This is a genomic window from Mycolicibacterium setense, from assembly GCF_000805385.1.
GTDB lineage: Bacteria > Actinomycetota > Actinomycetes > Mycobacteriales > Mycobacteriaceae > Mycobacterium > Mycobacterium setense.
The window spans coordinates 39,533-66,278 of the sequence record NZ_JTJW01000005.1 but is presented as its reverse complement, the minus strand read 5'-3'; the positions used below and the strand labels follow the sequence as shown (position 1 = coordinate 66,278).

24 protein-coding genes are annotated in these 26,746 nt (G+C 65.9%); 4 read left to right on the top strand and 20 right to left on the bottom strand.

Annotated elements, in window-relative coordinates; translation table 11 throughout:
* Positions 1 to 4: 4 nt before the first annotated feature.
* The 13 genes from QQ25_RS06620 to QQ25_RS06560 form a co-directional block, all read right to left on the bottom strand.
* Positions 5 to 859 carry an ABC transporter permease gene (locus tag QQ25_RS06620; protein WP_039377947.1) on the bottom strand — a complete coding sequence of 285 codons (855 nt, stop codon included), beginning with the start codon at positions 857 to 859 and terminating at the stop codon, positions 5 to 7.
* Positions 852 to 1,670, bottom strand: a complete 819-nt coding sequence (locus tag QQ25_RS06615) for an ABC transporter ATP-binding protein (RefSeq protein ID WP_039377946.1) — start codon at positions 1,668 to 1,670, stop codon at positions 852 to 854. Before QQ25_RS06615 ends, QQ25_RS06620 begins: the two co-directional genes overlap by 8 nt.
* Positions 1,667 to 2,698, bottom strand: coding sequence for an ABC transporter substrate-binding protein (locus QQ25_RS06610; RefSeq protein ID WP_234706033.1), 1,032 nt, complete (start codon positions 2,696 to 2,698; stop codon positions 1,667 to 1,669). The genes QQ25_RS06615 and QQ25_RS06610 overlap by 4 nt, the downstream gene beginning before the upstream one ends.
* A gap of 137 nt (positions 2,699 to 2,835) precedes the next feature.
* The gene (locus QQ25_RS06605; protein WP_039377945.1) at positions 2,836 to 3,651 is read right to left on the bottom strand and encodes a DUF3298 domain-containing protein; all 816 of its coding nucleotides are present in this window, start codon (positions 3,649 to 3,651) and stop codon (positions 2,836 to 2,838) included.
* 8 nt (positions 3,652 to 3,659) lie between these two features.
* Positions 3,660 to 4,373, bottom strand: coding sequence for an Rv1363c family protein (locus tag QQ25_RS06600; protein WP_039377944.1), 714 nt, complete (start codon positions 4,371 to 4,373; stop codon positions 3,660 to 3,662).
* 24 nt (positions 4,374 to 4,397) lie between these two features.
* Positions 4,398 to 5,648, bottom strand: coding sequence for an MlaD family protein (locus QQ25_RS06595; RefSeq protein WP_039314913.1), 1,251 nt, complete (start codon positions 5,646 to 5,648; stop codon positions 4,398 to 4,400).
* Complete coding sequence (locus QQ25_RS06590) at positions 5,645 to 6,940, bottom strand: MlaD family protein (protein WP_039377942.1); 1,296 nt, start codon at positions 6,938 to 6,940, stop codon at positions 5,645 to 5,647. Before QQ25_RS06590 ends, QQ25_RS06595 begins: the two co-directional genes overlap by 4 nt.
* Positions 6,937 to 8,055 (bottom strand): MCE family protein, encoded by a 1,119-nt coding sequence (locus tag QQ25_RS06585; protein ID WP_039377941.1) that lies wholly within the window; start codon positions 8,053 to 8,055, stop codon positions 6,937 to 6,939. Before QQ25_RS06585 ends, QQ25_RS06590 begins: the two co-directional genes overlap by 4 nt.
* The gene (locus tag QQ25_RS06580) at positions 8,052 to 9,092 is read right to left on the bottom strand and encodes an MCE family protein (RefSeq protein ID WP_039377939.1); all 1,041 of its coding nucleotides are present in this window, start codon (positions 9,090 to 9,092) and stop codon (positions 8,052 to 8,054) included. The genes QQ25_RS06585 and QQ25_RS06580 overlap by 4 nt, the downstream gene beginning before the upstream one ends.
* A gap of 25 nt (positions 9,093 to 9,117) precedes the next feature.
* Positions 9,118 to 10,173, bottom strand: coding sequence for an MCE family protein (locus QQ25_RS06575; RefSeq protein ID WP_039314900.1), 1,056 nt, complete (start codon positions 10,171 to 10,173; stop codon positions 9,118 to 9,120).
* Positions 10,170 to 11,678, bottom strand: a complete 1,509-nt coding sequence (locus tag QQ25_RS06570) for an MlaD family protein (protein WP_039314897.1) — start codon at positions 11,676 to 11,678, stop codon at positions 10,170 to 10,172. Before QQ25_RS06570 ends, QQ25_RS06575 begins: the two co-directional genes overlap by 4 nt.
* Positions 11,679 to 12,536: an ABC transporter permease gene (locus QQ25_RS06565; protein WP_039314894.1), complete on the bottom strand. Its 858-nt coding sequence runs from the start codon at positions 12,534 to 12,536 to the stop codon at positions 11,679 to 11,681.
* Between the two features lies 1 nt (position 12,537).
* Positions 12,538 to 13,407 (bottom strand): MlaE family ABC transporter permease, encoded by an 870-nt coding sequence (locus QQ25_RS06560; protein WP_039314892.1) that lies wholly within the window; start codon positions 13,405 to 13,407, stop codon positions 12,538 to 12,540.
* A gap of 581 nt (positions 13,408 to 13,988) precedes the next feature.
* Between QQ25_RS06560 and QQ25_RS06555 the strand changes: the two genes are divergently transcribed.
* Entirely contained in the window at positions 13,989 to 15,014 is a 1,026-nt protein-coding gene (locus tag QQ25_RS06555; RefSeq protein ID WP_039314890.1) for an NAD(P)H-dependent glycerol-3-phosphate dehydrogenase, read from the top strand.
* A gap of 59 nt (positions 15,015 to 15,073) precedes the next feature.
* On the opposite strand, the gene QQ25_RS06550 is transcribed toward QQ25_RS06555, so the two are convergent.
* Complete coding sequence (locus QQ25_RS06550; RefSeq protein WP_234706032.1) at positions 15,074 to 15,706, bottom strand: helix-turn-helix domain-containing protein; 633 nt, start codon at positions 15,704 to 15,706, stop codon at positions 15,074 to 15,076.
* A 117-nt stretch (positions 15,707 to 15,823) separates the two neighbouring features.
* Here QQ25_RS06550 and QQ25_RS06545 point away from each other — a divergent pair, with 117 nt between their 5' ends.
* Together QQ25_RS06545 and QQ25_RS06540 are read left to right on the top strand one after the other, a co-directional pair.
* The gene (locus QQ25_RS06545) at positions 15,824 to 16,969 is read left to right on the top strand and encodes a zinc-binding dehydrogenase (protein WP_101906245.1); all 1,146 of its coding nucleotides are present in this window, start codon (positions 15,824 to 15,826) and stop codon (positions 16,967 to 16,969) included.
* Positions 16,970 to 16,987: 18 nt separating this feature from the next.
* Positions 16,988 to 18,427 (top strand): APC family permease, encoded by a 1,440-nt coding sequence (locus tag QQ25_RS06540; protein ID WP_039377938.1) that lies wholly within the window; start codon positions 16,988 to 16,990, stop codon positions 18,425 to 18,427.
* Positions 18,428 to 18,444: 17 nt separating this feature from the next.
* Here QQ25_RS06540 and QQ25_RS06535 read toward each other — a convergent pair whose 3' ends face one another.
* The 4 genes from QQ25_RS06535 to QQ25_RS06520 all read right to left on the bottom strand — a co-directional run bounded on the left by QQ25_RS06535 (position 18,445) and on the right by QQ25_RS06520 (position 21,774).
* Positions 18,445 to 18,960 (bottom strand): hypothetical protein, encoded by a 516-nt coding sequence (locus QQ25_RS06535; RefSeq protein WP_039314884.1) that lies wholly within the window; start codon positions 18,958 to 18,960, stop codon positions 18,445 to 18,447.
* A gap of 51 nt (positions 18,961 to 19,011) precedes the next feature.
* Positions 19,012 to 19,323 carry a hypothetical protein gene (locus QQ25_RS06530; RefSeq protein WP_039314881.1) on the bottom strand — a complete coding sequence of 104 codons (312 nt, stop codon included), beginning with the start codon at positions 19,321 to 19,323 and terminating at the stop codon, positions 19,012 to 19,014.
* Between the two features lie 152 nt (positions 19,324 to 19,475).
* On the bottom strand, positions 19,476 to 20,993 hold the full coding sequence (locus QQ25_RS06525; protein ID WP_052235683.1) for a sensor histidine kinase: 1,518 nt from the start codon (positions 20,991 to 20,993) through the stop codon (positions 19,476 to 19,478).
* 7 nt (positions 20,994 to 21,000) lie between these two features.
* Positions 21,001 to 21,774: a response regulator transcription factor gene (locus QQ25_RS06520; RefSeq protein ID WP_039314879.1), complete on the bottom strand. Its 774-nt coding sequence runs from the start codon at positions 21,772 to 21,774 to the stop codon at positions 21,001 to 21,003.
* 474 nt (positions 21,775 to 22,248) lie between these two features.
* Between QQ25_RS06520 and QQ25_RS06515 the strand changes: the two genes are divergently transcribed.
* Complete coding sequence (locus QQ25_RS06515) at positions 22,249 to 24,414, top strand: SulP family inorganic anion transporter (RefSeq protein ID WP_039377936.1); 2,166 nt, start codon at positions 22,249 to 22,251, stop codon at positions 24,412 to 24,414.
* Between the two features lie 358 nt (positions 24,415 to 24,772).
* On the opposite strand, the gene htpX is transcribed toward QQ25_RS06515, so the two are convergent.
* Both htpX and grcC1 read right to left on the bottom strand, forming a co-directional pair.
* Positions 24,773 to 25,648, bottom strand: a complete 876-nt coding sequence (gene htpX / locus QQ25_RS06510; protein WP_039314876.1) for a zinc metalloprotease HtpX — start codon at positions 25,646 to 25,648, stop codon at positions 24,773 to 24,775.
* A 74-nt stretch (positions 25,649 to 25,722) separates the two neighbouring features.
* Entirely contained in the window at positions 25,723 to 26,730 is a 1,008-nt protein-coding gene (gene grcC1 / locus QQ25_RS06505) for a nonaprenyl/(2E,6E)-farnesyl/geranylgeranyl diphosphat synthase (RefSeq protein ID WP_165612225.1), read from the bottom strand.
* Between the last annotated feature and the right edge of the window lie 16 nt (positions 26,731 to 26,746).

The window sequence follows — 26,746 nt, the reverse complement described above, 5'->3', positions numbered from 1 at the left end:
TTTCCTAAGTGGTGGCGCGCCAGCTCGACAACCGACCCTCGATCGCCACCACGACACCGTTGAAGATGACGCCCACCAGGGCGATGGTGGCGATGCCGGCGTACATGTTGGGGATCTGGAAGTTGAGCTGGGAGGCGGTGATCAGGTATCCCAAACCGGCCTTGGCGCCGACCATCTCGGCGGCGATGAGGACCAGGATCGACGACGCGGCCGCCATGCGCAATCCGGTGAAAATCGTGGGCACCGCCGCGGGCAGGATCACCTTCTGAAACAGCCGCAGCGGCGAAAGACCGAGGGAGCGCGCAGATTTGATCAGCAGCGGGTCCACCGTGCGCACCCCGGAGATGGTGTTGAGCAGGATGGGGAACGACGCGGCGTAGATCACGAGGGCGACCTTGGAGGTCTCCCCGATGCCCAGGATCAGGATGAACACCGGCAGCAGGGCGAGAGCGGCGGTGTTGCGGAACAGCTCCAGGATCGGGTTGAGGAATTCCGCGACCGGCCGGTACCAGGCGATCGCCACCCCCAGCGGAATGCTGACGGCGATGGCGATGGCCAAACCGGCCAGGGCACGTGACAGGCTTGCCGAAACATGCTCCCACAGTTGCCCGTTGCCCAGCAGGGTGAACCACGCGCTGACCACCTCGGAGAACGGCGGCAGAAAGACCTTGTCCACCAGCCCGATCCGCGGGGCCACCTCCCACAGCGACAGGAACGCGGCGATGATCACCGTCGGGCGCAGCAGACGCCACGCGAGGGCCCGCGCACGTCTACCGCGATGCTCGAGCTCCACGGTCGGCGCCTCGGCCGGAATGTCGAGGCGCGTCTCGACCGGCGCCACCGCCACAGCGCTAGACATGCTGAACCTCCTCGGACCGGGCGCGTTCCACCTCGTGGTGCAGAAGCGACCAAATGCGGTGCCGCTGGGCACGGAACCCCTCGCTGGAGCGAATGTCCTCACCGCTGCGGTCGATGTCCACATCGACGATCTTCTTGACCCGGCCGGGCCGTGACGTCAGCACCGCGACGCGCTGACCGAGATACAGCGCCTCGTCGATGCCGTGGGTGATGAACAGGATGGTCTTGCCCGTCGCCTGCCAGATCCTGAGCAGTTCATCCTGCAGGGATTCACGGGTCTGGGCATCCAGAGCGGCGAACGGCTCGTCCATCAGCAGCACTTCGGGGTCGAACGCCAGGCTGCGGGCGATCGCGACGCGTTGCTTCATACCGCCCGACAGTTCGTGGGGGTAGCGGTCGGCGAAGCTCTGCAGGCCGACCAGCTCCAGGTACTCCTCAGCGCGCCGGCGCCGCTCGGCCGTCGGCAACCCCTTTGCCTCCAGGCCGAATTCGATGTTCTTGCGGGCCGTGCGCCACGGCAACAACGCGTACTGCTGGAAGACGATGCCACGATCCAGGCCCGGAACGGTGATCGGTGCGCCGTCGAGCAGGATCTCCCCCGACGTCGGCTGGGTCAGCCCGCCGAGCAGATCCAGCAAGGTCGACTTGCCGCAACCGCTCGGCCCGACCAGCACCAGGAATTCCCCCGCCGCCACATCGATGCTGATGTCCTGGATCGCCGTGAAACTGGTCTTCTCGCCGCGGATCGGGAACTGCTTGGTCACACTGCGCAGGCGCAGCTTGGGTTCGGCGTTCTCGGCTTGGGTGCTCACTTGTTCGCCAGCGCCTTCCCGTCAGGCCCACTGCCGTCGGGATAGGTCCCGTTGGCATACGGGTTGAGGTCGTTGGTGTAGAGGTCCTTCGCCTTCAGCTGCCCTTCCTTGAGCTCGCCGTTGCGCACCAGCCAGTCGATCCAGGTCTGCAGTTCTCGTTCGGCGATCACCGCGCCTGCCACCGGAATGCCTGAGCTGCGCCAGTATTCGATGGACTGGGTGTCCTCGTTGCGTTTGCGCTTGTTGATGATCTCGCGGAACTTGGCCACCACCTCGTCGCGCGGGGTCACCTGAGTCCAGCGGATGGCCCGCGCGGTTCCCTGGACGAAATCGGCCACCGCATCCCGGTTCTTGGCCAGGAAATCATCACGTACCACAAAGGTGCCGTAGCTGAACGCACCGAACAGCGATTTGTCGGTGAACAGCGGACGGATCCCGCCGCGTTGCTCCGCGGTCTCCCGCCAGATCCCGTTGAGTGCCGCGACGTCGATCTGGTGCTCGCGCAACGCCTGCTCGGTGTTGACCGGCGGCACCACGGTCAGCGTCACCGTCTTGATCTCGTCGTTGGTCAGTCCCTCCTTGGCCAGCCATTCCCGGGTCAGGAATTCGTGGTGGGCGCCAAGGGTGTTCATCCCGACCTTCTTGCCGATCAGGTCGCGAGCCGAGTGGACGGGGCTGTTGTCCAGCACGAAGTAGCCGGTGTACTCGCCCTCATCGGCACCGTAGGAACTGAGCACGGACGTGATCGGCGCACCGGCGGCGTTGAGCTTGACCACGGCGCCGTTGAACGCCTCGCCCACCTCGATATCGCCGGTGGCCACCGACTGGATGTCCTGCGGCCCGCTGGTGGTGTTGCCCACCCAGTCCAGCTTGATCTTCTGGTAGTAGCCGAGGTCCTCGGCCAGTTCCTGGAATCGGACCTCGCCGGCCCAGCCCTGGTAGCGCACCACGGTCTTGCCGTCTTCCGTATGCGCCGCGTTCTCCGAAGAACCACACGCGGTCAGTACCAGCACGAGTGCACTGAGCATCGCGAGCACTGAACTGAATAGGCGCATGGCCGTTGTCCCCCATGAAGTCGCACTGATCGGTGCGGCTCATGGTGGCAACAAACGGCAGCCCGGTAACCCTTTAGCCTCGTGAAGAATCGAAAGGATCGCTGCCGGGCTCAGGCACCGCCGAACTGCGGCTGCAGCACAGGGGCCAGCGCCGAGAGCGGAATGCGCGCCTGCACAGTGCCGCCGTCCATCGCCCACTGCATTCTGGCCGGGGTGAAATCGATCGGGCTGTCGCGACCTACCGGGTAGTCCGGCATGTAGAGGATCAGCTCATCCGGAGTCAGCGCCCAGGCCTTGTACCCGCCCGAGTACACGTTGTCCGGGGTCCAGCGGTCCGGGGTGAACGGATAGGTGCCAGGCTGGTGTGGCGGCGGCGCGGCATCGAGCGCGGCGACGATGAACGGCTCACCCAGACGCGGGATCTCGGTCCGGTGATCGACACCCGGTTTGAACAGGTCGGCCAGCTGCAACTGCCGCCCACCGGCGAACGTGAAGGTGCGGTAGGCGTCGCTGACGATAGGCGCGTTCGGGTGTGACAGGGCGTCGGTACCGACCGTCCCTGAGTACATCTCATGGAAGACGGCCGTCATCGCGTCGCCATGCTGAAAAATCTCGAACTGCTCCTCCCCGAAGCTGTCGGCGGCCATCTTCTGCGCGGCGTTGCGCCAGTTGTTCATCAGATTGGTCAGGTACTGCCGGATGACGGGGTTTTCCACCAGATCGCCGGGCAGCGCCATCTTGATGTCACGAACCGCCTTTCGGTCCGAGGTCACCGACGTATGGCAGGAGTGTCCATCCCATTGGGCGCCCAGTTCGTCACAGAACGATGCCGCCGACGCCGCGGCGGGCGAAGCAGTCGTGATGGCCGCCGCCACAGAACCAGCCGCCAGGGCGGCCGCGCCGATCAGCTTGCCGATGCGCGTCATGGCCGGGCTCAGGCCAGTTCCACTTTGCTTGCGCGCCATTGCCCGTCGACCTTCTCCATCGTCATCTTGATGCGGCTGCGGTCGATCCGCGGATCGGGAACGGTGGTGTTGGACACCGACTGGTCGACGAACAACAACACCACGACCTTGTCCTTGCTCGCCGACTGCACGGCGGACTCCACCACCACGCCGTGCGCCGAGGCCTTGTTGTCGATGAGCAGCTGGCGCAGCTGCATGCTGGACTGCGAGTACATGTCCTTGAACTCGCCGGTGGCACCGGCCAGCACCTGATTGAAGTTCTCGTCGACCTTGGCGGAATCGATGCTCGTCAAGATCTGGGCGTAGGCCACGGCGGTGTCCTGGGCCTGCTTTCCGGCCTGCGCCACCTGCTTCGCCTGCCACGTCTGCCACCCAAGGAAGCCCGAAGCGCCCAGAGCGGCAAGGAATACCGCGATCACGGCGCCGACGAGCACGCGGCGCCGCCAGCCCGGCTTCTCGGTCTCCGCTTCGGGATCAGCGGCCGGCTCTTTGACGTCGGACTCGGATTCGGCCTCGGCGTCGTTCGCCTCATCGTTGGCGTCGGGCGCTTCGGACTTTGACGCGACTGCGTCGTCGGCGTCGGGCTCGGCGACCTCGTCGGCCGTCTCTTCGATACCGATCGCGTCATCGACGGTCGCGGTCACGTCGTCGGTCTTCTTCTCGGTCGTCACAGTCACCGTCATCTCCTTCGGGTGAGGTTGGGTGGGTCAGCGGGGCGGTTCGATCGGCAGGGTCGGACCGCCGTAGGGCGTGGGAATCGTGTAGCGCCCCCGGGGTGTCGGGTCGGTGGTGCGCCCGAGATCGGCCCCGGGCGGCGGGCCCGCGGTATCGTCACCTGCCGGCCGCGGCGCGTTCTTGGCGCCACGGACCAGGACGCCCGGGTGGTCGTCCCGACAATAGGTGTACATGTAGGGCTCGGGATAGTCGGCGGCTGCCGGTGGCCGGCGCGGTGTCCCGTAGTCGCAGGTGTAGCGCGGGTAGATGTCCGCGGTTGCCCACAACCCGTTGTCGTGCATGACACTGCCCAGCGCGTCGAGCACCGAGGTGCGGTAGTTCGGGAACAGCGCATTCAGTGCCGGCACCCGCAGATAGAGCAATTGCGAAGTGCTGGCCAGACTTCCGAGCAGCTGCACCATGGTGTCAGAGTTGTCGGCGAACAGGTTGTCGACCGAGTTCAGCGCTCCCGGCGTCTGATTCGTGAGGCGACGGAACCCCTCACGCATCTGGTTCACGCCGTCGAAGGTCGAGCTCAGATTGTCCGACGCCACGGCGACACCGGCGTTCTTCTCCGACAGCAGGTTGAACACCACGCGGCTGTTGCGCAGCACGCTCACCGTCTCGGGCAGCACCGAATCCAGTGTCGACAGCAGGAATGTACCGCCGTCGATGACGTCGGCCAGCTTGCGCGGACCCGCCTGCGACATGCTCAGTTCCCTGCGGATCACCTCGAGCTTGTCGACGTCGACCTGGGCCAGCGCACCGTCGGCATCGGCGAGCAATTGGGCCAGGCTGACCGGCACCGTCGCCTTGCCCAGGCCGATCACGCTGCCGTCGGTGAGAAACGGCCCCTCGGCCGAGTTCGCGGCGAAATCGATGTACTGCTCGCCTGCCGGGGACAGCCCAGACACCCGCACATCGCTCGACTTCGGGATGGAGACCGCCGAATTCACGTTGACGACAGCGCGGACGCCGGTGGATGTGATGTCGAGCCGCTCCACTCGACCCACCCGCACGCCGCGCAACGTGACGTCCTGATTCGGCAGCAGGCCTGCCGATTCCGGCAGTTCGATGGTGATCCGGTAGCTGGAATCGAACGGCGTGACCCGCAGTGCCCCAATCATCAAGTAGGCGCCGGCCACCACCAGGGTCATCACCAGCGCGCCGGCCGAAAGCCAGGCCCGGCGCCGGTAACCGGCCCGGATCACGCCGACGACGAAGTCTGCGAGTGCGTTGATCATCGCGGCACCTCCGCCGGTGCTGCCGGTGGCGGCACCTCGGCGGCACCGGCCGGTGGCGGTACCTCGGCGGGACCGGCCGGCGGGGGCTCCGGAGGAGCCTCGGGAGCCGGAATGATCTCACCGGGCTCGGTCGGACTGGGGATCACCGGCATCTGCGGCACCGACGGGCCGCGGCCGACAACCCGCTCCTGCAACCGCAACAACGTGTATTGCAACGAGCCGACCAGTTGGTGCCAGTTGTAGCGCTTGGGGCCATGCAAGCCCGGGTCACCGGCGAACCCGATATCGGGGATCGATCCGAGAATCAGCCGGTCGATGCTGGCGCGCACCGAAAGACCGCTGCCGGAAGTCGCTTTCACCAATGGCGGCATCAGCCGGTTGAGCGCGTAGAGCGAGGCATCCGGAGCCAGCGCCACGTCGTTCCAGGCTCCCGCCACCCTGTTGGCATCGGCGATCACGCTACGTCCGCTGGAGTCGGTGCCCGCGACCGACGGGAACTTGCGCAACTGTGCGGAGGTGTCGCCGATCTGGGTGATCAGATCCGCGATCTGGGTGGTGTGCTCGGCCAGGGTGTCGGTGGCCGGCCCGGCCGCGTCCATCAACTCGCTGACGGTCTGGTTCTTGTCTTCGATCTGCTGCAACAGCCGCGATGTCTCGGTCATCGCCGTCGAAAGCTGGTCGGAGCGCGCGTTCAGGGTGCCCAGCGTGTGGTTGGTCTTGGCGATCAGATTGCCGAAAGCCTGACCCTGGTCACCGGTGGCCTTGCCCAAACCGTTGATGATGTTGGTGAAGTTGCGCACCGCGCCACCGTTCACGAGGATCGCCGCTGAGCCCAGAAGCGATTCCACGGTCGCGGCGGCGCGCGTCGAATCCAGCCCGATGGTGTCGCCGTCCTTGAGCAGCGGGGCATTCGGGTCGACCGGGCTCGGCGGCCTGACCGAGACGAACACATCGCCGAGCGGTGTGGCCGAACGCAATTCGGCGGTGGTGCCGCGAGGCAACCGGACACCGTCCATGATGCGCAGGGTGGTCACGGCGGTGTAGTTACTGGCCACCATCGAATCCAGTTCACCCACGTCAGCGCCCGCCAACTTCACCTTGGCGTTGGCAGGCAGGTTCAACGCGTTGGAGAACACCGCGGTCAGTTTGTAGCCTCCCGAGCCGACCCCGGGAGCCGGCAACGGCAGGCTGGCCAGGCCTTCGGAGGCACACCCAGAAATGGTCAGGCATGCCGTCATCACCAGGGGCAGCACGCATTTCCGCAGTTGCTTGTTCATCGGCGACCCGGTCATCGCTGTCCCATCTGCGCCATGCCGTCGAGCATGTAGGAGAGCCCGAAGTCGGGACCGAAGTCCTGCACCGTGCCGGTGCTGCACCCCAACTGCCGAAGCCCCATCATGTTGCACACCTCTTTGACGGTCTGGGAATCGAACAGCACCTTGTCCACCAGGACATGGGCCCGCGCCGCGCCGTTCTTCTGGTCGATGATGTTGTAGATGTTGTCCAGCGTCATCGGGGCCAGATCGAGAAACTCGGCCAGCTCCCGCCGTTGGTCCACCGTCGTGGTCAGCGCCGTATTGCCGTTGAGGACAATCTGTTTCACCTCTTCGCGATGCGTCTGCAACACCTCGCCGACTTGGGTGATCACCTGGTTGATCTTCTTGCCGGTGGTTCCGCTGCCGAAGTTCTCGTCGGCCAGGATCTGGCTGAGCTGACGCACTGCCGAACCGAACTCCCGCAGCGTGGCGTCGTTGCGCGACGCGGCCTCGAACAGTGAGCTCAGGTTGCGCACGATCGTGGTCAGCTGATCGCGGGTGAGGGCTCCGCGATCGGAACTGAGCCGCAACGCGTCCGACAATTCGCCGAGGGCGTCCTTCATCTGCTGACCGTTGCCGTCGGCGATCGCCGCACTGGCGTTCACCACGTCGGCGAGCGGTCCGTTGCCCTTGCCGTCGCCCTTCAACGAAGAGGACAACTTGTCCAAAACGTCGAGCACCCGGGCGAACTCGACCGGGGTCTTGGTGCGGTTCAGCCCGATGGTGTCGTGATTCTGCAGCGTCGGACCACCGCGATACGCCGGCGTGAGCTCGATCTGGCGGTCGGTGAGGATCGAGTTGGAGATGGTGACCGCCTGCGCGTCGGCGGGCACCGAGACATCCTTGTCCACCGTGAACTCAACCTCGACGTAGTTGCCCCTTGGCGTGATCTTGGTGACGCTGCCCACCTGCATACCCAGGACGGCGACCGTGTTGCCCTCGTAAAGCCCTGCCGCATTGTCGAATTGGGCTGTCACCGTGATGGAGTTGGTCCGGTCCTTCAGAAACCACCAGCCGGCCCCGGCCACCGCGGCGACCAGTACCGCACCGGCGACGCACAGGGCCAGCAGCTTGCTACGGATGATGCTCATTGGCAGTCCTTGTAGTACTGGATCATGCTGAACTGCTTGGCTCGGCCGCTGATCGCACACATCCACGAATCGATCAGCAGCCCATTGCCGACGTGCATCTCCCCTGCGTTGCCGTTGCCGGTGGCGTTGGCGAGCCCCCGCAGGGCCACCGGACCCGACTGCAGCGTGCTGCGGAGCAGATCGTCATGCTGGCCCAGCATGTTGGACAGGTCGCGGAGGTTGACGAGCAGCTGTTCGAGCTGAGGCCGGTCGTCGACCACGATGCCGGTGAGGGTCTGGACCAGATTGGTCAGAGCCGCCAGCATGGCCTGAAATGACGCCCGGCGCATGATGAATTCACCGACCAGGTCGTTGCCCTGGTTGACCAGGTTGCCGATCGTGGCCTGCTGGCGACGCAGCGTGTTGCCGACCACATCGGTGGTTTCGAGCAGGGTGCCCAGCTGGTCGCGCCGGTCGGCGATGATGGTCGCCAATGTGTGGGTGTTCTGCAGGGCCCTCGGTACCACTGCAGGCAGGCCCTCCAACTGCTTGCCGAGGATGCTCAGCGTCTGGGCGAACTTGTCGGAGTCGACCTGCTCGAACGTGGTGGTGACGTCACCGAGCGCCTCCTGCAGGTCGTAGGGCACCTCGGTGTTGGTGAGTGCAAAGGTGTTGTCCGGCAAGGAACCCGAGCCCGCGGGCTGCAGGGCCAGGTAGCGCGATCCCAAGATCGTGGTGATCTTGATGATGGCCCGGGAGTCCTTTCCGAGCGGAACATCGTTGCGTACCTTGAGTTTGGCCTCGACATGGTCACCGGCCAGCTTCATGCTCTTGACCTCGCCGACGGGCATACCGGCAACCGTGATCGGGTTACCCGCCTTGAGCGCGGCGGCCTGCTGGAACAGCGCCGTGTACTGCCGGTAGCCGACATCGGCCACCCTGACGATCAGCATCGCCCCGATGAGCACGCTCACCACGGCGATCGCCATGATCCCGAGCCAGGTCCGGTTGTAGCTCTCCAGCGGACGCCGACGCCTCTTCGGCTTCTTCGGCGCCATCGGTGCGCCGGATTCCTTCGCTTGCTCAACCATTGGCCATATTCCTGCACTTGGGGGTGTACTGCGCCTTGTTCCCCGGGGTGGCCGCGTCGACGATGATCGGCGCGACGTCGTTGAGGCCGGGGAAGAACCCCGTCGCATTCAGGTCGCACGCATACGTGGTGGCGTAGGCGCCCTCGTTGGTCATCCGCGCGAAGCCCTTGAGCAGCAAAGGCAGGTTGGCGCCGGTGAACGCCAGCTGCGGTTCGATGCCCACCATGTGCGAGACGAAGCCGGGCTCGCGCGTCACGAGCTCGTTCAGCGGCGGGTACACCTCATCGCTGATGGTCGACAGCTGTTGAACCACCTTGGAGATCGAGCCCAGTGAGTCCACCATCTCGGGCCGCCGGGCATCGAATGTGGAGACCATGCCCCGGGTTTGGGTGATCACCTGGTCGAGACTGTCATTGTGCTGGGCCAGATTCTTGGCCACCGCGTTCAGATTGTTGATCACCTCACCGAGTTCCTGATCCCGGCCTGCGAAGGAATCGGTCAGCTGCGCGGTCTGGTCGACGAGCGCGACGATCGAGGCGTCGTCGCCCTGCAGCGAGGCGATCACACCTTTGGTGAGGTTGTCGGCATCACGGGGATTGAGCACGCTGAACAGTGGTTCGTAGCCGTTGAGCAGGGTGCCGACATCGAACGACGGATCGGTCTGCTCGACCGGGATGACGCTGCCGGCCGGAAGTCGGCCCGGGTCACCGATCTTGCCCAGCGACAGCCCGAGATACCGCTGCCCGACGATGTTCTGGTAGGTCACCGAGGCGGAAGTCCGGCCGTACATGGGCTGGTTGTCCTGCACCACGAACGACACCTTGGCCAGCGCACCCTGCAGCTCGATCTTCTCGACGCGCCCGACCCGGACCCCGGCCATCCGGACATCGTCGCCCTCACGCAAGCCGAACACGTCGGAGAACAAGGCGGCGTACGGCACGGTCTTGCCGGCCACGTCACGGCGCAGCGTGACGTAGACCAGCCAGGTCAGCCCCAGCGCGACCACCATGAACAGCGAAAGGCCGATCATTGCACCGCGGTACTTCATCGGCCTCCCTCTCCTGGAACAGGTTGCGCGGCAGCGGGTGCGGCTTCGGCGGGCAGCAGCGGGCCATCCGGTGCCGGGGCGGCGCCCGGCGCGGGAGCCGACCCGGGGACCGACGCCGCCGGAGGGGCGCCGGCAGGCCGCGGCGCCACCGGAGCGACCGGTGAGAGCGGCACGGGCGGAGGCGGCGTCGGCATCAGCGCGGGATTCGCCGTTCCCGGCACCGGGCCGGACGGTGGCATCCACGGCGGAAGTGGGGGATTCGGGTCAGCCAGGTTCGGGTTCGGATTGACCAGCGGCGGCCCGTCGGCGATCAGGTTGCCGTTGGCTCCCAGCGTCGTTCCCGGTGGCGGCGCCAGATCTGCCGGCGGCTGATAGTTCTGTGGCAGCAGCACATCCGGCAGTGAGGGTCGGGTCGGAACCAGCGGGGCGGTGAAACAGCTCGGTCCCTTGAGGCCGGAGTACTGCGGGCAGTCGGCGCGGGTGTAGGCGTAGCTCGGCGTCAACGACAGGTTCACCCGCATGTTGCCGAAGTCGTGCTCAGGTATCCAGACGTGCTCGAAGAACTTGCCCGACAACTGATTGAGCTTCACGAAGGCCGGCACCCAGTTGTCGGAGGTGTCGGCCAGCACACCCAACACCGGCGTCAGGTTGGCAGTGGTCTTGACCAGTTGATCGGTGTGGTTGTCGAGCGCCGTGTGCGTGGTACCCACGGTGTTGATGCCGCCGTTGATCATGGTGTTGAGCTGTGAGCGTTGCTCGACGAGGGTCTGCATCGGCTGCACCGCCTTGTGCAGAGCGTCGAGCAGATCGGGCGCGGTCTGCTGCAGCCCCGCAGTGGCCTCGATCAGGGCCGAGACCGTGGTCTGGTCCGGTTCGGTGGCCACCACCGCATCGAGCTGATCGATCAGTCGATTCAATTGCGCACCGCTGGTGAGCAATTCGTTGCGCCGATTCTCGGTCGCGGCGTTCACCGCGGCCAGGATGCCCACCGTCTTGTCCTCACGACCGCGACCGGTTGCGGCCAGTACGTCGCGCAGCTTGCTGATCGTGGTCTGGAACAGCACGGTGGGAAGTTCGGTGTCCTCTGGGATCTGGGCGCCGGCGGCGATGGGTGCGCCCGGCCCGCCGGAGTCGACGAGTTGCACCGACGACACCGCGAAGACGTTGCTGGGCACCACGCGTGCGGTCACTGTGTTGGGGATGGACGCCGCGTATTCGGGTTTGAGGTCGATGTGCACGAAGTTGGGGTCGCCGTTGGCGGCCGGGACGACTTCGTCGACCATCCCGACGAGCACGCCGTGATACTTCACGTCGGACCGCTGGGGAAGTCCGTCGCCGACGTTCACCAGCGCGGCCACCACCGGGACGCGCGCGTCGAGCCGCCCGGTCGCCTTCACCAGCAAGAGTGTCGAAATCAACGCTCCCACAACGAGTACCGCGGCACCACAGCCGAGCAATTGACGGTCGGTCGGGCCACGCCCGTCCATCTCCAGCGAGTTACCCATCTAGCCGCCGAACCTCGCTCCTGAATCGACCGTCCACAGCGCCATGGTGAGCAGCATGTTGACGATGACCACCACGGTGATGCTGGCCCGCATGGCATGGCCTGCCGCCACACCCACGCCCACCGGCCCGCCCGATGCGTAGAAGCCGTAATAGCACTGCACGGTCGATGCGATCCAGACGAAGATGACCGCCTTGAGCACCGAGTAGAGGATGTCCTGCCCGGACAGCATGAGGCTGAAGTAATGCAGGTAGGAGCCGGTCGAGCCGCCGCTGATCACGAAGACCACCACCTGGGTGGTCAGATAACTCACCGCCAGGCACAGCGCGTAGAGCGGGATCACCGCGATCACCGCGGCCATCAGCCGCGTGGTGACCAGATACGGAATCGGACGGATCGCGATGGAATCGAGTGCGTCGATCTCCTCGGCGATCCGCATCGACCCCAGCTGCGCGGTGAACCGGCAGCCGGCCTGCGTTGCGAAGGCCAACGAAGCGGCGATCGGCGCCAGCTCACGGGTGTTCACCAACGACGAGATGATGCCGGTGGCCGGACCGAGCCCGAGCAGGTCCAGAAAGTTGTAGCCCTCGATGCCGACGAGGGCTCCCATGGTGATGCCCAGCACCACCGCGACCCCGATGGTGCCGCCGCCGACCACGAGTGAGCCGTTGCCCCAGGCGATGTCGGAGAGCAGCCGAACGAACTCGCTGCGGTAATGGCGCAGCACGATCGGTACCGCTGTCAGGGCCCTGACGAAGAACACCATCATGTGTCCCAGTCGCATCACGGGCACAGAAGCCCGCTTGTACAGCCGCACGAACGGTCGGAGCGGCGATGGGACGAAAGTCGAGGCCGTCATGTCACAGCCCGACCCGGGGGAACAACATGATGTAGAGCTGGCTGATCGCGACGTTGACGACCATCAGCAACAGGATCGATTCCACCACCGCCGCGTTCACGGAGTTCGCCACCCCGGTCGGACCGCCCTTCGTGGACAACCCCTTCTGGCACGACACCACGGCCACGATGGCGCCGAAGATCACCGCCTTCAACAGAGCCACCACCATGTCGCCGGTGGTAGCGAACGAGGCGAAGGTTGCCACGAAGCTGCCGGGGGCGCCGTTCTGGAAGTAGACGTTGAACAGGAAGCTGGCCAGGAAGCCGACGAAGCACACCACCCCGGTGAGCGCGACGCCGATCATGATCGCGGCGACGAAGCGCGGTACGACCAGCCGCTGAATCACCGAGACGCCCATGACCTCCATGGCATCGGTTTCCTCGCGCATGGTCCGCGATCCCAGGTCTGCGGTGATCGCGGACCCGACCGCTGCGGCCATGAGAACGGCCGCGACCAACGACGCGGCCTGCCGGATTACGGCCAGCCCACTCGCCGCACCGGCCAGTGACGTCGCGCCGACCTGTCCGGCCAGCAGGGCGAACTGAATCGAGAGGGTGACGCCGATCGGCAGCGCCACCAATACGGTGGGAAGCACGGCCGTACCAGCCATGAAGGCACCCTGGCGGACGAACTCCTGCCATTGGAAGCGGCCCGTGACAAGGTCGAGGAAGAGGATCTGGACGGTCCGGACTCCGAGCACGAACTGGTCCCCCACCGTGGTGAGCGACGCCAGCGGATGACGCCTGGCATAGCCGGTGGCCCAGTTCTCGATGGCGTCGATTCCCCGCTCCGGCTCGACCCCATCTGACACGCTCTCAGGCGGCGCCGTCATCCTCTCTCATTAAGCAGCAGACCAAACAAGATCAATCCCTCCCGAAGCCGAGGTACGGCCACCTTCGGCCGGATAACTCGCAGTGGTTGGCACGGTAGCGTCGGAGCTGATCCCCCGTCAATGTTTTGCCGAATAATCATTCACTTAGCGAGGTTGGCTCATCAATTTCCGGCAAATCCGTCGTCGCCCCAGGCGCACCGCCGGGGCCACTCCCACCGCGCCGGTGAAGACGTTGCACTTCTCGTAACACGTGTAAATGCAGGGCATTCAGGCCGCGGCGAGGATCCCTCGCATTGACGCTGACGTAAGGGCAGCGCGCCGGCGGGTCAGGGATTCGCGCCACACGGATGAACTCACGACGGAATCAGTGCCCGGCATGGGCATTAACTTTGCCGATCGTGTCGATATAGGTGAAATGGTGGCCGAATTTTTGCCGGCAGGCCCTTCGCGCGCCGTTGCGCCGAAGTCTACTGACTACAGGCGATGTCAGTCGGGGTTTCGGAGCATCTCATATGCGCACAGGCCGACCCAGTTCGGCAACTTCGGCTCAGCAACGGCATCGCGGCAATACTCTGATCGCCATGGCACCAGCGCAACGCGAACCCAACGTCGTCGTCCTCGGCGGAGGATCCTGGGGCACCACCGTCGCCTCCATCTGCGCTCGGCGCGGCCCCACCCTGCAGTGGGTGCGCTCGGAGGAGACCGCCAAGGACATCAACGCCAACCACCGCAACTCGCGCTACCTGGGAAACGAAGTCGCACTTCCCGAAAGTCTCAAGGCCACAAACGATTTCAGTGAAGCGGCCAATTGCGCCGATGTGATCGTGATGGGCGTGCCTTCGCACGGCTTCCGCGGGGTGTTGACCGAACTGGCCCGCGAGCTGCGGCCGTGGGTCCCGGTGGTCTCACTGGTCAAGGGCCTCGAGCAGGGCACCAACCGGCGGATGAGCGAGATCGTCGACGAGGTCCTGCCCGGGCATCCGGCAGGCATCCTGGCCGGGCCGAACATCGCCCGCGAGGTCGCCGAAGGCTATGCCGCCGCCGCCGTGCTGGCCATGCCCGATCAGCATCTGGCCGCCAACCTGGCACAGTTGTTCCGCACCAAGCGCTTTCGCACCTACACCACCGACGACGTGATCGGTGTCGAGATGGCCGGGGCGCTCAAGAACGTCTACGCAATCGCCGTCGGCATGGGTTATTCACTGGGTATCGGCGAGAACACCCGCGCGATGGTGATGGCCCGGGCGGTGCGGGAGATGTCCAAACTCGGCGAGGCGATGGGCGGGCACCGCGACACCTTCGCCGGCCTGGCCGGCATGGGAGACCTCATCGTCACCTGCACCAGCCAGCGCAGCCGCAACCGCCATGTCGGCGAGCAACTGGGCTTGGGCAAGACGGTCGACGAGATCATCACGTCGATGAATCAGGTGGCCGAGGGCGTCAAGGCCGCCAGCGTCATCATGGAATTCGCCGACAAGTACGGGCTGAACATGCCCATCGCCCGCGAGGTGGACAGCGTGATCAACCACGGCGCGAAGGTGGAGGACGCCTACTACGGTCTGATGGTCGAAAAGCCCGGCCACGAGGTGCACGGCTCGGGGTTCTGACGCCCAGCCTGTGCGCCGAAAGTGACGCCATGGTCGTCACGCAGCGGTGACAACGACCATTACGTCACTTTCGCGGATCCAGGCTCCAGGTCACCGCGCACCGCGGCGCGGAAGTCCTCGGCCCCGACCGGCGGCGCGATGGTCCAGAGCACCTCGGCCTCCCCGTCGGTCGGGTTGTGCCAGTCATGCAGCTGGGTCGCGCCGAAGGTCATGCTGTCGCCGGTGTCCAGCGATGTGGTCTGCCCCTCGACGGTGATGCTGAGCTCGCCCTTGAGCACGTAGACGAAAACTGTTGCGGCGTCGAGCCGGTAGGCCCCGCCGGAACCACCGCCGGGCCGCATCACGGTGTGCATCACCTGCACATGGTGTTCGGACTTCGGGGTCAACAACTCTTCTCGGACCCCGTGCCCGCCCATCTCCAGCGGCGCCCCGGCCCCGCTGCGCACCACCGGAGCCGAGGGGTACTCGAACAGGTCGCCGATGCCGATCTCCAGGGCCTCGCAGATCCGCATCAGCACCGGGACCGACACATTGGTCATCCCTCGCTCGGCCAGGCTCAGGAAACCCTTGGTCACCTCGGCGCGGGCGGCCACCTCGGTCAGGCTCAATCCGCGCTGACCGCGAAACTCGCGCAGCCGCGCCCCGGCTCGCCCCATGCCGGTTTCCGTGCCGGTCTGCTGGCCGTCCGCCACTGAAGCTTCCCCCTCCTGTTGACGCCCGTTCGTTTAGTGGTGTAAAACACGTTCAGCGTTTTATGGCATTGAACCCTACACGTGGCGGTGCCTCCCCAAAGCACAGAAAGGCACACGGTGTCTGCACCTGCAACCGCACCCGGCGGCGAATCGACGCGGATTCAGGCCGCCGTCCTCGACGGCAACGGAACCATCAGCATCGAGCACGTCGAGCTCGCCGCCCCGGGCCCCGGCGAGGTACAGGTGGAGATCGCCGCCGCCGGCGTGTGCCACTCCGACCTGCACGTCACCACCGGGGCCTGGGATGTCCCGGTGCCGGTGGTGCTGGGACACGAAGGATCCGGCGTGGTCACCGCGGTCGGCCCCGGCGTCGACGACCTCGAGCCCGGCGATCATGTGGTGCTCAGCTGGGTGCCCGGCTGCGGCGAATGCCGCGCCTGTCAGGCCGGCCGGCCCGCCCAGTGCGCACTGGTGGCATCGGTCGTGGCCACCGGCGGCACCCTGTACGACGGAACCACCCGGCTGTCCAACGAACGCGGCCGGATCCACCACTACCTCGGGGTGTCCTCCTACGCCGATCAGGTCGTGGTTCCCCGCAGCGGCGCGGTCAAGGTCCGCAAGGACGCCCCGCTGCAAGACATCGCCATCGTCGGCTGCGCCATCGCGACGGGCGTCGGCGCCGTCCGCAACACCGCCCGGGTGCAGCCCGGTTCGACCGTCGCGGTGATCGGATGCGGCGGCGTCGGTCTGGCCTGTGTGCAGGGCGCCCGGCTGGCCGGTGCCGCACGCATCGTGGCCATCGACGTGGTGGCCGAAAAACTCGACCTGGCCCGCACCCTCGGGGCCACCGACACCGTCGACGCCTCGGCGGTCGAGGACGTCGTGGCCGCCCTGCGTGAGGTGCTGCCCGACGGATACGACTACGTCTTCGACGCCATCGGCAAGATCGCCACCACCGAGCAGGCCATCGCCGCGCTGGGCCTCGGCGGTGCCGCCGTCATCGTCGGCCTGCCGCCGGCCGGCGAACGCGCCACCTTCGACCCGCTCGCGCTGGCCGAAGCCGATCAACGGATCCTCGGCTCCAATTACGGCTCGGCGGTGCCGGAGCGAGACATCCCCCAGCTGGTCGACGAGGTGATGGCAGGCAATCTCGACCTCGGCTCGATGATCTCCGCGCGGCGGCCACTGGCCGAGGCCGCGGCAGCCCTCGACGACCTGGCCGCCGGCCACGCACTGCGCCAACTGCTCGTCCCGAACGCCTGAGAAGAATCGAGATCCCAAGTGACTGAAGATCTTCAGACCCGGGCCGGGGCACCGAGCGGAGATGCCGGGCTGCGCCGCGGGGTGATGGGCGGCGGCGAACTCGCCGCGCAGGCGATCGCCAACATCGCGCCCAGCGCCGTCATCGCGTTCACCGCGGCCGCCATCTACACGACTGCCAGTAACGGCACCTGGCTCTCGTTCGCGCTGGCCACCGTCGTCATCCTCTCGGTCGGTTACTGCATCTCGCAGTTCGCCAAGCGCCGCTCGAGCGCGGGTTCGCTGTACAGCTACGCCGCGACCGCACTCGGACCTTTCGGCGCCTACTTGACCGGCGTCAGCCTGATCATCGGATGCTTCGGTATCGCCGCGGGCTCACTGAGCGGCTCGGTGGCCTACACCGCCACCCTGCTCAACCAACTCGGCATCCCGGTCCACGGGGTGGCCGCACAGATCGTGCTGGCCGCCGCCCTCGGCGCACTGGCCACCTTGTTCACCATCCGCGGAATCCGACTGTCGGCACGGGTTTCCCTTGTGCTGGAACTTATTTCGGTGTCCATCATCATCCTGTTGCTGATCTTCACCCTCGTGCACCTCGGGGCAGACGCGTTCGACGCCGACCAATTCGACCTGAGCGGCGCCAAGCCGTCCGGAATCGCGGTGGGCATGGTGCTGGCGATCCTTGGCTTCGTCGGATTCTCCAGCGCCGACGCCCTGGCCCGGGAAGCCAAAGACCCCTACCGAGCGGTGCCACGCGCCATCATGTGGAGCGCCGCCGGCGTGGGTGTGCTCTACGTCTTCGCCGCCTACACCCAGGTGGCCGCGTTGGGATCCGGCCTCGGCGAATCCGCCCAGCCGCTCAACGATCTCGCGTCACTGGTGGGCATGCCGGGCTGGTTCAACCCGATCCTCAACTTCGGTATCGCCGCATCGTTTTTCGCCGTGGTGGTCGCCCCGATGAACGTCATCGGCCGCATCCTGTATGTGATGGGCAAAGAGGGTGTGGTCCCGTCGGCGATCGGCCGGACGCACCCCACACACCTGACCCCGCACCGCGCGCTGATCTCGGTCAGCCCGATGGTGATCGCGGTGCCCGTGGTGCTCTACCTGCTCGGCGTCGACGCGATGGACGTCGTGACCTGGGTCGACACCTACGGAACATACGGTTACATGGTGGCCTACGCCGCCGCCGCGATCGCGGCCGTCGTTTTCCTGCGCAGTATCGAGGTCCGCGTGCCGCTGGTCTGGCCCGCCGCCGCGCTGGCCATCGGATCGATGGCATACGTGTTCTACGCCAACGTATATCCCGTGCCGGCCTACCCGCTCAACGTGATCCCGTGGCTGTTCCTGGCCACTGTTGCCGCCGCGCTGGCCTGGTACTGGATTCTGCGCCGCCGGTCACCGGAGGTGATCGCGAAGATCGGTACCAGCGACATGGAGACGCTCGAGGGGATCGGCTGAGGCCCCCCGAGTGTGGATCAGCCGATCTGGAAGGTCGGCTTGAAGTCCGACTCCTGCTCGCCGATGACGAAGCTGCCGGCCGGGCTGATCACGAAGCCCGACTGGTTGCGCCCGTCGATGCACGACGTCGACACACCGTCGGTGCCGCAGCTGATCGTCTGATAGCTGATCCGCGAATTCGGCGGCAGCGGTTTGGGGTTCTCGACGACGCCGAACACGGGTGCCGGCGAGCTGGCGAACCCGGGCACCCCGGGCCCGCCGCTGACCAGGTTGGCGCCGTTGGGCGCTGCCGGGATCGGCCCGCTGCAGCCGTAACTACCGCTGCGCTGCAGGACGCAGGTGATGCCCTCGGGGATGCTGAAGGCGTACCAGTTGTTGTCCATCACCGCGTACTCGGAGGTCTTCACCGGTGGGTACGCGTTGACGTTGGGGAGGACGGGCGCCGGCTCCGGCTCCGCGACCGCCACCGGCGGCACGCTCATCACTGCCGCCCCCGCGACGCTCACCAGGCCAATCACCACTCTGCTCAGCACGCCGTCACCCTAACCCGGGGCGATAGTGCGGTCCACCGCACCGGGATCGCGTCAGCCGCAGTGCAGGTCCACGTAGACCGTGGTGTAGCGGACCCGCTCCTCGGTGTTGCCGCGCGGTGCGGCCTTGAGCTCGGTGATATCGCGCCCCGGCCGCACCGCACTGACCCGGCAGTCCTCGATCGAGCCGGTACCGACCCTGCTCTGGATGACGCGGTAGCCCTCGTCCTGGAGCTGCTTGATCGTCTGCTGGGCCGACCCCGCCCCACTGGGTGCCGCGGCGGCCGGAGCGGCCAGCGCGAGCGCACCGACGGCCAGGCCGGTCGCGGCGGTGGCGGCAATGACATTTTTGACGGTGTTCCTCATTGAACTACCTGCCTTCCTTGCTGAATTGATTTCAGCCTATGCAGGTAATTCGGCCAGGTCCATCAACTCATATTGAACACATACGAATGCGTGCATGCGATTGACGGCGCGGCAAAAGGCGAGCAAAAAGCCAAAGAAAAGACAGAGAATATTCAGGCCGAATTCACATTGTTCGCATGGCTGCGCACATTGTCAGCAGGCTCGTCGGCGAGTGGTATCCGCACGGTAAACACTGTTTCACCAGGCTTTGAAGCGACCGCCACGGTGCCCTGATGCGCCTCGACGATCGATGCCACGATGGCCAGCCCCAAGCCGGTGCTGTCCAATTCCCGCGACCGCGATTTGTCGGCCCTGACAAATCGTCCGAAAAGATTCGGCAACAATTCGGCATCTATCCCCGGCCCGTCGTCGGTCACCGTCAATTCCGCGAATTCAGCGGACTCGGTCAATGCGATTGTGACGGTCACCCCGGGCGGGGTGTGCACCCTGGCATTGTTCAACAGATTGCTCAGCACCTGATGCAGCCGAGCCAGATCGCCGCGCACCCACAACGGATCATCGGGCAGCTCGGCCACCCAGTGATGTTCGGGCGCGGCGACCGCTACGTCGTTGACCGCGTCGACCACCAGATCGCTCAAGTCGATGTCGTCGGTCTCCAGGTCCTGGCCCTCGCTCAACCGCGACAGCAACAGCAGGTCGCTGACCAGCCCCGTCATCCGCCGGGCCTCGGCCTCGATGCGGGCCAGCGCGTATTCGGTGGTCGGCGGCAGGGTCGCGCTGTCCTGTCGTGTGAGTTCGGCATATCCCTGGATCGCGGCCAGCGGCGTGCGCAGCTCGTGACTGGCGTCGGTGAGGAACTGCCGGGTGCGCCGGTCGGAGGCGGCCAGCTCGGCCAGCGCGCTGTCGACATTGGCCAGCAACCGATTGAGCGTCTCCCCCACGATGCCGACTTCGTTGTCCGGATCGGTGTCCTTGTCGCGCACCCTGGCCGTGATGCGGTGATCGTCACCGTCCAACCTCAACGTCGCGACCTTGGCCGCGGTGGCCGCGACGCGGCGCAGTGGACGCAGGGCGATCCTGACCACCGCGACAGTGCTCAATGCGGTGGCGATGAGCGCGATGACGATCATCACCGCGACCGTCACCGTCTTGCGGGCGATCACCAGGTTCGCGCTGTCCAGCGACACCCCGGATACCAGCACATCGCCGTTGCCCACCGGCTGACTGGCCAGCCGGTAGGCGCCGAGCACCGGGAGCTTGACCGAGCGCGGATGCCCGTCGGTCCAGTTGTACTGGTCGAGCGCACGTGTCACCGCGACCGGCGCGGTACGCGGCTCACCGTCGGAGAACACCGCCGACTGGACCACCTCGCCGTCGTGCAGGACCGCGATCAGATTGCCGGGAGCCTGACCGACGAACGCGGTGAGCCCGTCGGCATCGCCGGTGAGCTCGTGGTCGGCCTGGGCTTCGCGCCATTTGTCGAAGGAGTGGCTGAAGGCGGCCAACGACCGCGACACCTCGTTGTCGCTCATCGTCGACACATAGGTGTGCAAGCTGTACACCGACAGCGCACCGACCGCGGCCAGCGCCACGGTGACGATCGCGCTGACGCCGAGCACCAATTGCCTGCGCAGCGACCGTGGCCACCACCACTTGGATCTCGGTGGCATCAGCGCGTCACGGCGCAGGCCGCAGCATGTACCCCACGCCCCGAACGGTATGAATCATCGGCTCGCGATCGGCGTCGACCTTTTTGCGCAGATAGGAGATGTAGAGGTCGACAATGCTGGACTTGCCACCGAATCCGTAGTTCCACACACGATCGAGTATCTCTGCCCGGCTCAGGGCACGGCGCGGATTGCGCATCAGGTAGCGCAACAGCTCGAACTCGGTCACGGTGAGGTTGATCGGCTCGCCCCCGCGGGTGACCTCACGGCTGGCCCCGTCGAGCACCATGTCCCCGACCTTGAGGATCTCGTCCGAGGGCGGCGTGGTGTGACTCGACCGGCGCAGCAACCCGCGCAGCCGGGCCACCAGCTCCTCGAGGCTGAACGGTTTGGTCATGTAGTCATCGGCGCCGGCGGTCAGCCCGGACACGCGGTCCAGCACGGAATCCCTGGCCGTCAGGAACAGCGTGGGCGTGTAGCCGTCGGCCTCACGCACCCGCTGAAGAATCTGCAGGCCATCGATATCGGGCAGCATGATGTCGAGCACGACGACATCGGGCTCGATCTCGTCGAACTTGGCGACCGCGTCGTGGCCGTTGTGCGCCACGTCGACCTCCCAGCCCTCGTAGTGCAGGGCCATCTTCACCAAGTTGGTCAGCGCCGGCTCGTCATCGACCAGCAACACGCGAATCGCAGACCCATCGGCCCGATGGATCTTCGGCAACTGTCCGAGGATGGCCTGACGCGGCTGTTGAGCACGGGGAGAAACCGACATCGTCGTCATATTTCCATTGTGCGGAGTACACAGATCGTTGTCACGGAGTTCATATGGAGTTCTAAGGGAATGCCTTCATATGAACTGGCTATGACGCCCGTCACCTTCATGAACGAAGGTGATCCAGGCCAGAATTGTTGCAATACATACCGTTTCAAACGAGCCGGTGAACAGTTGGTGACACCAGAACCGGCCCGACAGCGATTTACCCTGTCCACCAGGCACATTCGCCTCATGACATCTATATGAAACATTTGGGTTCTCTATGTGTGCTGCAAACCTCCTTGCGCCTGCTCACAGCGATAAATACTCTCGCCCACAGTAATTGGGTGTAACCGAGCCACAAATGAGCCATAAGTCGACTTGTGTCGCACTGAGCTCCAACACCTTTCGAAGTTGTCCACCGGCAACGGCGTCAATAACTCTGTGCGGACCTGCAACGAGGCGGGTCCGCACGTCACCAACTCCAGACGGAGGCGCACGATGCAGCAAACCACTGATTTCGCAGAACGGGCCCGCGCCGTTCTGCGCTACGACCTACCCGCCTCCCTGGTGGTGTTTCTGGTCGCCCTGCCGTTGTCACTCGGTATCGCGGTGGCATCCGGTGCCCCGGTGCTGGCCGGCATCATCGCCGCCATCGCCGGAGGCATCATCGTCGGCGCCATGGGCGGATCGCCGCTCCAGGTCAGCGGGCCCGCGGCCGGATTGACCGTGGTGGTCGCCACCCTGATCTCACAATTCGGCTGGGCGGTCACCTGCGCGATCACGGTATGCGCGGGCCTGCTGCAGGTGCTGTTCGGGCTCAGCCGGGTGGCGCGCGCCGCACTGGCCATCTCCCCTGTCGTCGTACACGCCATGCTGGCCGGTATCGGCATCACCATCGCGCTTCAGCAGATCCACGTGCTGCTCGGCGGCAGCTCCAACAGCTCCGCCTGGGCCAACGTCACCGAACTGCCCGGTCAGCTGATCAATGCACACGGCCACGGGGTCGTCCTCGGCGCGCTCGTGATCGCCATCCTGGTGTCGTGGCGCTGGGTGCCCGCTGCTGTCAAGAAGGTGCCGGGGCCCCTGGTGGCCATCGTCGGCGTCACCGCACTGTCGCTGCTGGCGCCGTTCAGCGACGTCACCCGTATCCAGATCAACGGTTCCCTGCTCGACGCCCTGTCGCTGCCCAGCCTGCCCCAGGGCAACTGGGGTGCGTTCGCGGCCGGAGTGCTGACCGTCGCCCTGATCGCCAGCGTCGAGAGCCTGCTCTCGGCGGTGTCGGTGGACCGCATGCACAACGGCCCCCGTACCAACTTCGACCGCGAGATGATCGGTCAGGGCACAGCCAACATGGTCTCCGGCGCCATCGGCGGCCTGCCCGTCACCGGCGTCATCGTGCGCAGCTCCACCAACGTCGCCGCCGGCGCCCGCACCCGGGCATCGGCCATCATGCACGGTGTCTGGATCCTGGCGTTCGCCGTGCCGTTCGCCGGCCTGGCCCAGATGATCCCGACCGCCGCCCTGGCCGGCCTGCTGATCGTCATCGGCTGCCAGCTGGTCAAGCGTGCTCACATCGAAACTGCCAGGCGCACCGGCGATCTCGCGGTCTATGCGGTGACGGTTACCGGCGTGGTCTTCCTCAACCTGCTCGAAGGCGTGCTGATCGGACTGGCCTTGGCCGTGGCCCTGACGGTCTGGCGGGTGGTGCGTACCAACATCGTCTCCGAACCGACCGGTGAGGACACCTGGCGCGTCGCCATCGAGGGCTCGTGCACCTTCCTGTCCCTGCCGACGCTGACCAGCGCCCTGGCAAAGGTGCCCGCGGGATCCACGGCGACCGTCGAGCTGTCGGTCGACTTCATCGACCACGCCGCTCACGAGACCATCGAAGAGTGGCAGCGCCAGCACGTGGCCACCGGCGGCACCGTCGACATCCACGATGTCGGTGCGGTCGAGATGGGCAGCGCCGTCACCGGTCCGCCGATGCGCGGCTTCACCCCGTTCGACAAGCGCTCCGGCGTGGTGCCGTGGAGCTCGTGGCAACGTGAGGAGTCGGCTTCCGTGCTGCACGGCCTGGCCGCCTACCACCGTCGCACCGCCCCGGTGCTGCGCCCGCACATGCAGGAGCTGGTGCATGCGCAACGACCCGAGACGCTGTTCCTCACCTGCGCGGACTCGCGGGTGGTGCCCAACGTCATCACCAGCAGCGGCCCGGGCGATCTGTTCACCGTGCGCAACGTCGGCAACATGGTCCCCGCGGAGCAGGCCGACTCCTCGATCGAAGCGGCCATCGCGTTCGCGGTCGACAAGCTCGACGTCTCCTCGATCGTGGTGTGCGGGCATTCCAGCTGCGGCGCGATGACCGCGATGCTGGGCAAGACCGATGTCGGCGACAAGCACCTGGAATCCTGGCTGGCCCATGGTAATCCGTCGGTCGAGGCGTTCGACGAGGGCCGCCACCCGGTCGCCCTGTCCGCCGCCGAGGCTGGCTTCGGCGTGGTCGATCAGCTCTCGATGGTCAACATCGCCGTGCAGGTGCAGACCCTTCAGGCGCATCCATTGGCGCGGCGGGTCAACGTGATCGGCCTGTTCTACGACATCGCCAGCGCGGCCGTGCTGCGGGTGACGCCAACACATGTCGAGACCCTGGCCGACGCCGCCTGAGCGTCACGGATTACATCGCGAGCGTGCGTGTCGGCTGCCCGACACGCACGCTCGCGGTGTTGCTCGACGCACCGTGGTACTCGTGGGAGAAATCGAAGCCCACGGCCTCGTCCTTCGCGACCACCGGCCACCCAGATAGAGCTCCGGCCGGCCTCTGTACGGGGTGTTCTGAACGTTGTGGCGAGCGTGCAGCCTTTCACGCCGATGCCACGCGCATCTGACCGAAAGGCTGCACGTTCGTCACAGCGTCCGAATCAGGGGCTACACCAGACGAGGCCACCGGACATCCGAAAGGCCAGCTATGACACGCAAATCACGAAGAAGGGTGCAATAACTGGCCAGTCGCCCTTGCTGGAGATCAGTAGTGACCAGGGCCGTGGCCGGCCATGTCCTCCAGCCGGCGGATCCGCTCATCGATCGGCGGGTGCGTCGAGAACAGCTTGCCGATGCGCTCGCCGGCCCGGAACGGGCTGGCGATCATCAAATGCGCTTGATCGGCCAGCTGAGGTTGCGGGGGCAGCGGCGCCGCCTCGACACCGCCGGAGATCTTGCGCAGCGCAGAGGCCAATGCCAGTGGGTCACCGGTCAATTCGGCGCCGGACTGATCGGCCTGGTATTCACGCGAGCGCGACACCGCCATCCGCACCACAGTCGCAGCGATCGGGCCGAGCAGCGAAACAAGGAGCATGGCAAGCGGATTCGAGCCCTCACGGTTGCCACCGAACATTCCCGCGAACATGGCCATGTTGGCCAGGGCGGTGATCACCGACGCCATCGCGCCTGCCACACATGAGATCAGGATGTCGCGGTTGTAGACGTGTGAGAGCTCATGGCCCAGAACCGCACGCAGTTCACGCTCGTTGAGGAGTTGCAGAATGCCGGTGGTACAGCACACCGCGGCATTGCGAGGATTACGTCCCGTGGCGAATGCGTTCGGGTTGGCGGTGTCGGAGATGTACAGACGCGGCATCGGCTGATGCGCCGTGGTGGCCAACTCCCGCACAATCCGGTAGATCTCGGGCGCTTGTACCTCGGTGATGGGCTGGGCGTGCATCGCGCGCAGCGCCATCTTGTCGCTGTTGAAGTACACGTAGGCATTCATGCCGACGGCGAACAGCACCGCCAGGTACATCACGTTGCGGCCGAACAATGAACCGACGAACACGATCAACGCCGACATTCCGACCAGCAATAAGAATGTCTTGATCCGGTTCGCGTGCGGGTTCCACGTCATCGCAGTTTCCTCCTAGGCAACTACTCGGCAACCATCGCTGATTAAACGCTCAGTTACCGTCCGTGGTTCCGGAATCAGCCGTGACGGTTCACCGTGTAGTCGACGAGGGTGGCCAGTGCGTCGCGCCCGGGGCCGGCGGGAAGGCCCGCCAACTCGTCGCGGGCCTGCGCCGCGTACTGGGCCACCGTTTCCTTGGCGCGGGCCATACCGGCCGAGCGCCGTAGCAGTGTGAGCGCCTCGGCGACGTCCTCATCACGCTCGACCGGGCCCGCCAGCAACACGCGCAACCGATCGGAATCCGGGCCGGTCTCACGCAGCGCGTAGAGCACCGGCAGGGTGTGCACGCCCTCACGCAGGTCAGTGCCCGGAACCTTGCCCGATTCGTCGGGATCGCTGTCGATGTCGATGATGTCGTCCGAGATCTGAAACGCGGTGCCGACGATGCCCCCGAGCCGATGAAGCCGGTCGATCTGCTCGGCATCGGCACCCGAGAACGTCGCGCCGAATCGCCCCGAGGCGGCGATCAGGCACGCGGTCTTCTCGTAGACCACCTTGAGGTAATGATCGACGGAGTCGACATGTTCGGCCGCACCGCGCGTCTCGCGCATCTGGCCGGTGACGAGTTGGGCGAACGTGTCGGCAATCACACGCACCGCGTCCGGTCCGAGCAGCGAAACCAGCCGCGAGGCCGTGGCGAACAGGTAGTCACCGGCCAGGATCGCGATGTTGTTGCCCCAGCGGGCATTGGCGCTGGGCGCCCCGCGGCGCATCTGCGCCTCGTCCATCACGTCGTCGTGATACAGCGTGGCCAGGTGCACCAGCTCGATGACCGCACCGGCGATGTGCACCTCAGGATCGTCGGGCCGGGGGCCCAGCGACGCCGAGAGCACGGTGAACAGCGGGCGGAACCGTTTGCCGCCCGCCTGGAACAGATGCTGGACGGCCTCGGCCATGAGCTCGTCGGCTTTGCCCAGCTCGTCAGACATCAGTTGTTCGATCCTGGCGACGTTGTCCCGGACGTCGGCGGCGAACGCCGCGTCCCCGAAATCAACGCCTGCCACCACAGTCGCTGGTGTCCTCATTCGTCCAACATACTGG

What these genes read in the sequence shown, in the direction of transcription:
- QQ25_RS06620 (WP_039377947.1), bottom strand. Translation starts at nt 859, where the DNA reads ATGTCTAGCGCTGTGGCGGTGGCGCCGGTCGAGACGCGCCTCGACATT.
- QQ25_RS06610 (WP_234706033.1), bottom strand. Translation starts at nt 2,698, where the DNA reads ATGCTCAGTGCACTCGTGCTGGTACTGACCGCGTGTGGTTCTTCGGAG.
- QQ25_RS06605 (WP_039377945.1), bottom strand. Translation starts at nt 3,651, where the DNA reads ATGACGCGCATCGGCAAGCTGATCGGCGCGGCCGCCCTGGCGGCTGGT.
- QQ25_RS06600 (WP_039377944.1), bottom strand. Translation starts at nt 4,373, where the DNA reads ATGACGGTGACTGTGACGACCGAGAAGAAGACCGACGACGTGACCGCG.
- QQ25_RS06595 (WP_039314913.1), bottom strand. Translation starts at nt 5,648, where the DNA reads ATGATCAACGCACTCGCAGACTTCGTCGTCGGCGTGATCCGGGCCGGT.
- QQ25_RS06590 (WP_039377942.1), bottom strand. Translation starts at nt 6,940, where the DNA reads ATGACCGGGTCGCCGATGAACAAGCAACTGCGGAAATGCGTGCTGCCC.
- QQ25_RS06585 (WP_039377941.1), bottom strand. Translation starts at nt 8,055, where the DNA reads ATGAGCATCATCCGTAGCAAGCTGCTGGCCCTGTGCGTCGCCGGTGCG.
- QQ25_RS06580 (WP_039377939.1), bottom strand. Translation starts at nt 9,092, where the DNA reads ATGGCGCCGAAGAAGCCGAAGAGGCGTCGGCGTCCGCTGGAGAGCTAC.
- QQ25_RS06575 (WP_039314900.1), bottom strand. Translation starts at nt 10,173, where the DNA reads ATGAAGTACCGCGGTGCAATGATCGGCCTTTCGCTGTTCATGGTGGTC.
- QQ25_RS06570 (WP_039314897.1), bottom strand. Translation starts at nt 11,678, where the DNA reads ATGGGTAACTCGCTGGAGATGGACGGGCGTGGCCCGACCGACCGTCAA.
- QQ25_RS06565 (WP_039314894.1), bottom strand. Translation starts at nt 12,536, where the DNA reads ATGACGGCCTCGACTTTCGTCCCATCGCCGCTCCGACCGTTCGTGCGG.
- QQ25_RS06560 (WP_039314892.1), bottom strand. Translation starts at nt 13,407, where the DNA reads ATGACGGCGCCGCCTGAGAGCGTGTCAGATGGGGTCGAGCCGGAGCGG.
- QQ25_RS06555 (WP_039314890.1), top strand. Translation starts at nt 13,989, where the DNA reads ATGGCACCAGCGCAACGCGAACCCAACGTCGTCGTCCTCGGCGGAGGA.
- QQ25_RS06530 (WP_039314881.1), bottom strand. Translation starts at nt 19,323, where the DNA reads ATGAGGAACACCGTCAAAAATGTCATTGCCGCCACCGCCGCGACCGGC.
- QQ25_RS06525 (WP_052235683.1), bottom strand. Translation starts at nt 20,993, where the DNA reads ATGCCACCGAGATCCAAGTGGTGGTGGCCACGGTCGCTGCGCAGGCAA.
- QQ25_RS06520 (WP_039314879.1), bottom strand. Translation starts at nt 21,774, where the DNA reads ATGACGACGATGTCGGTTTCTCCCCGTGCTCAACAGCCGCGTCAGGCC.
- QQ25_RS06515 (WP_039377936.1), top strand. Translation starts at nt 22,249, where the DNA reads ATGCAGCAAACCACTGATTTCGCAGAACGGGCCCGCGCCGTTCTGCGC.
- htpX (WP_039314876.1), bottom strand. Translation starts at nt 25,648, where the DNA reads ATGACGTGGAACCCGCACGCGAACCGGATCAAGACATTCTTATTGCTG.
- grcC1 (WP_165612225.1), bottom strand. Translation starts at nt 26,730, where the DNA reads ATGAGGACACCAGCGACTGTGGTGGCAGGCGTTGATTTCGGGGACGCG.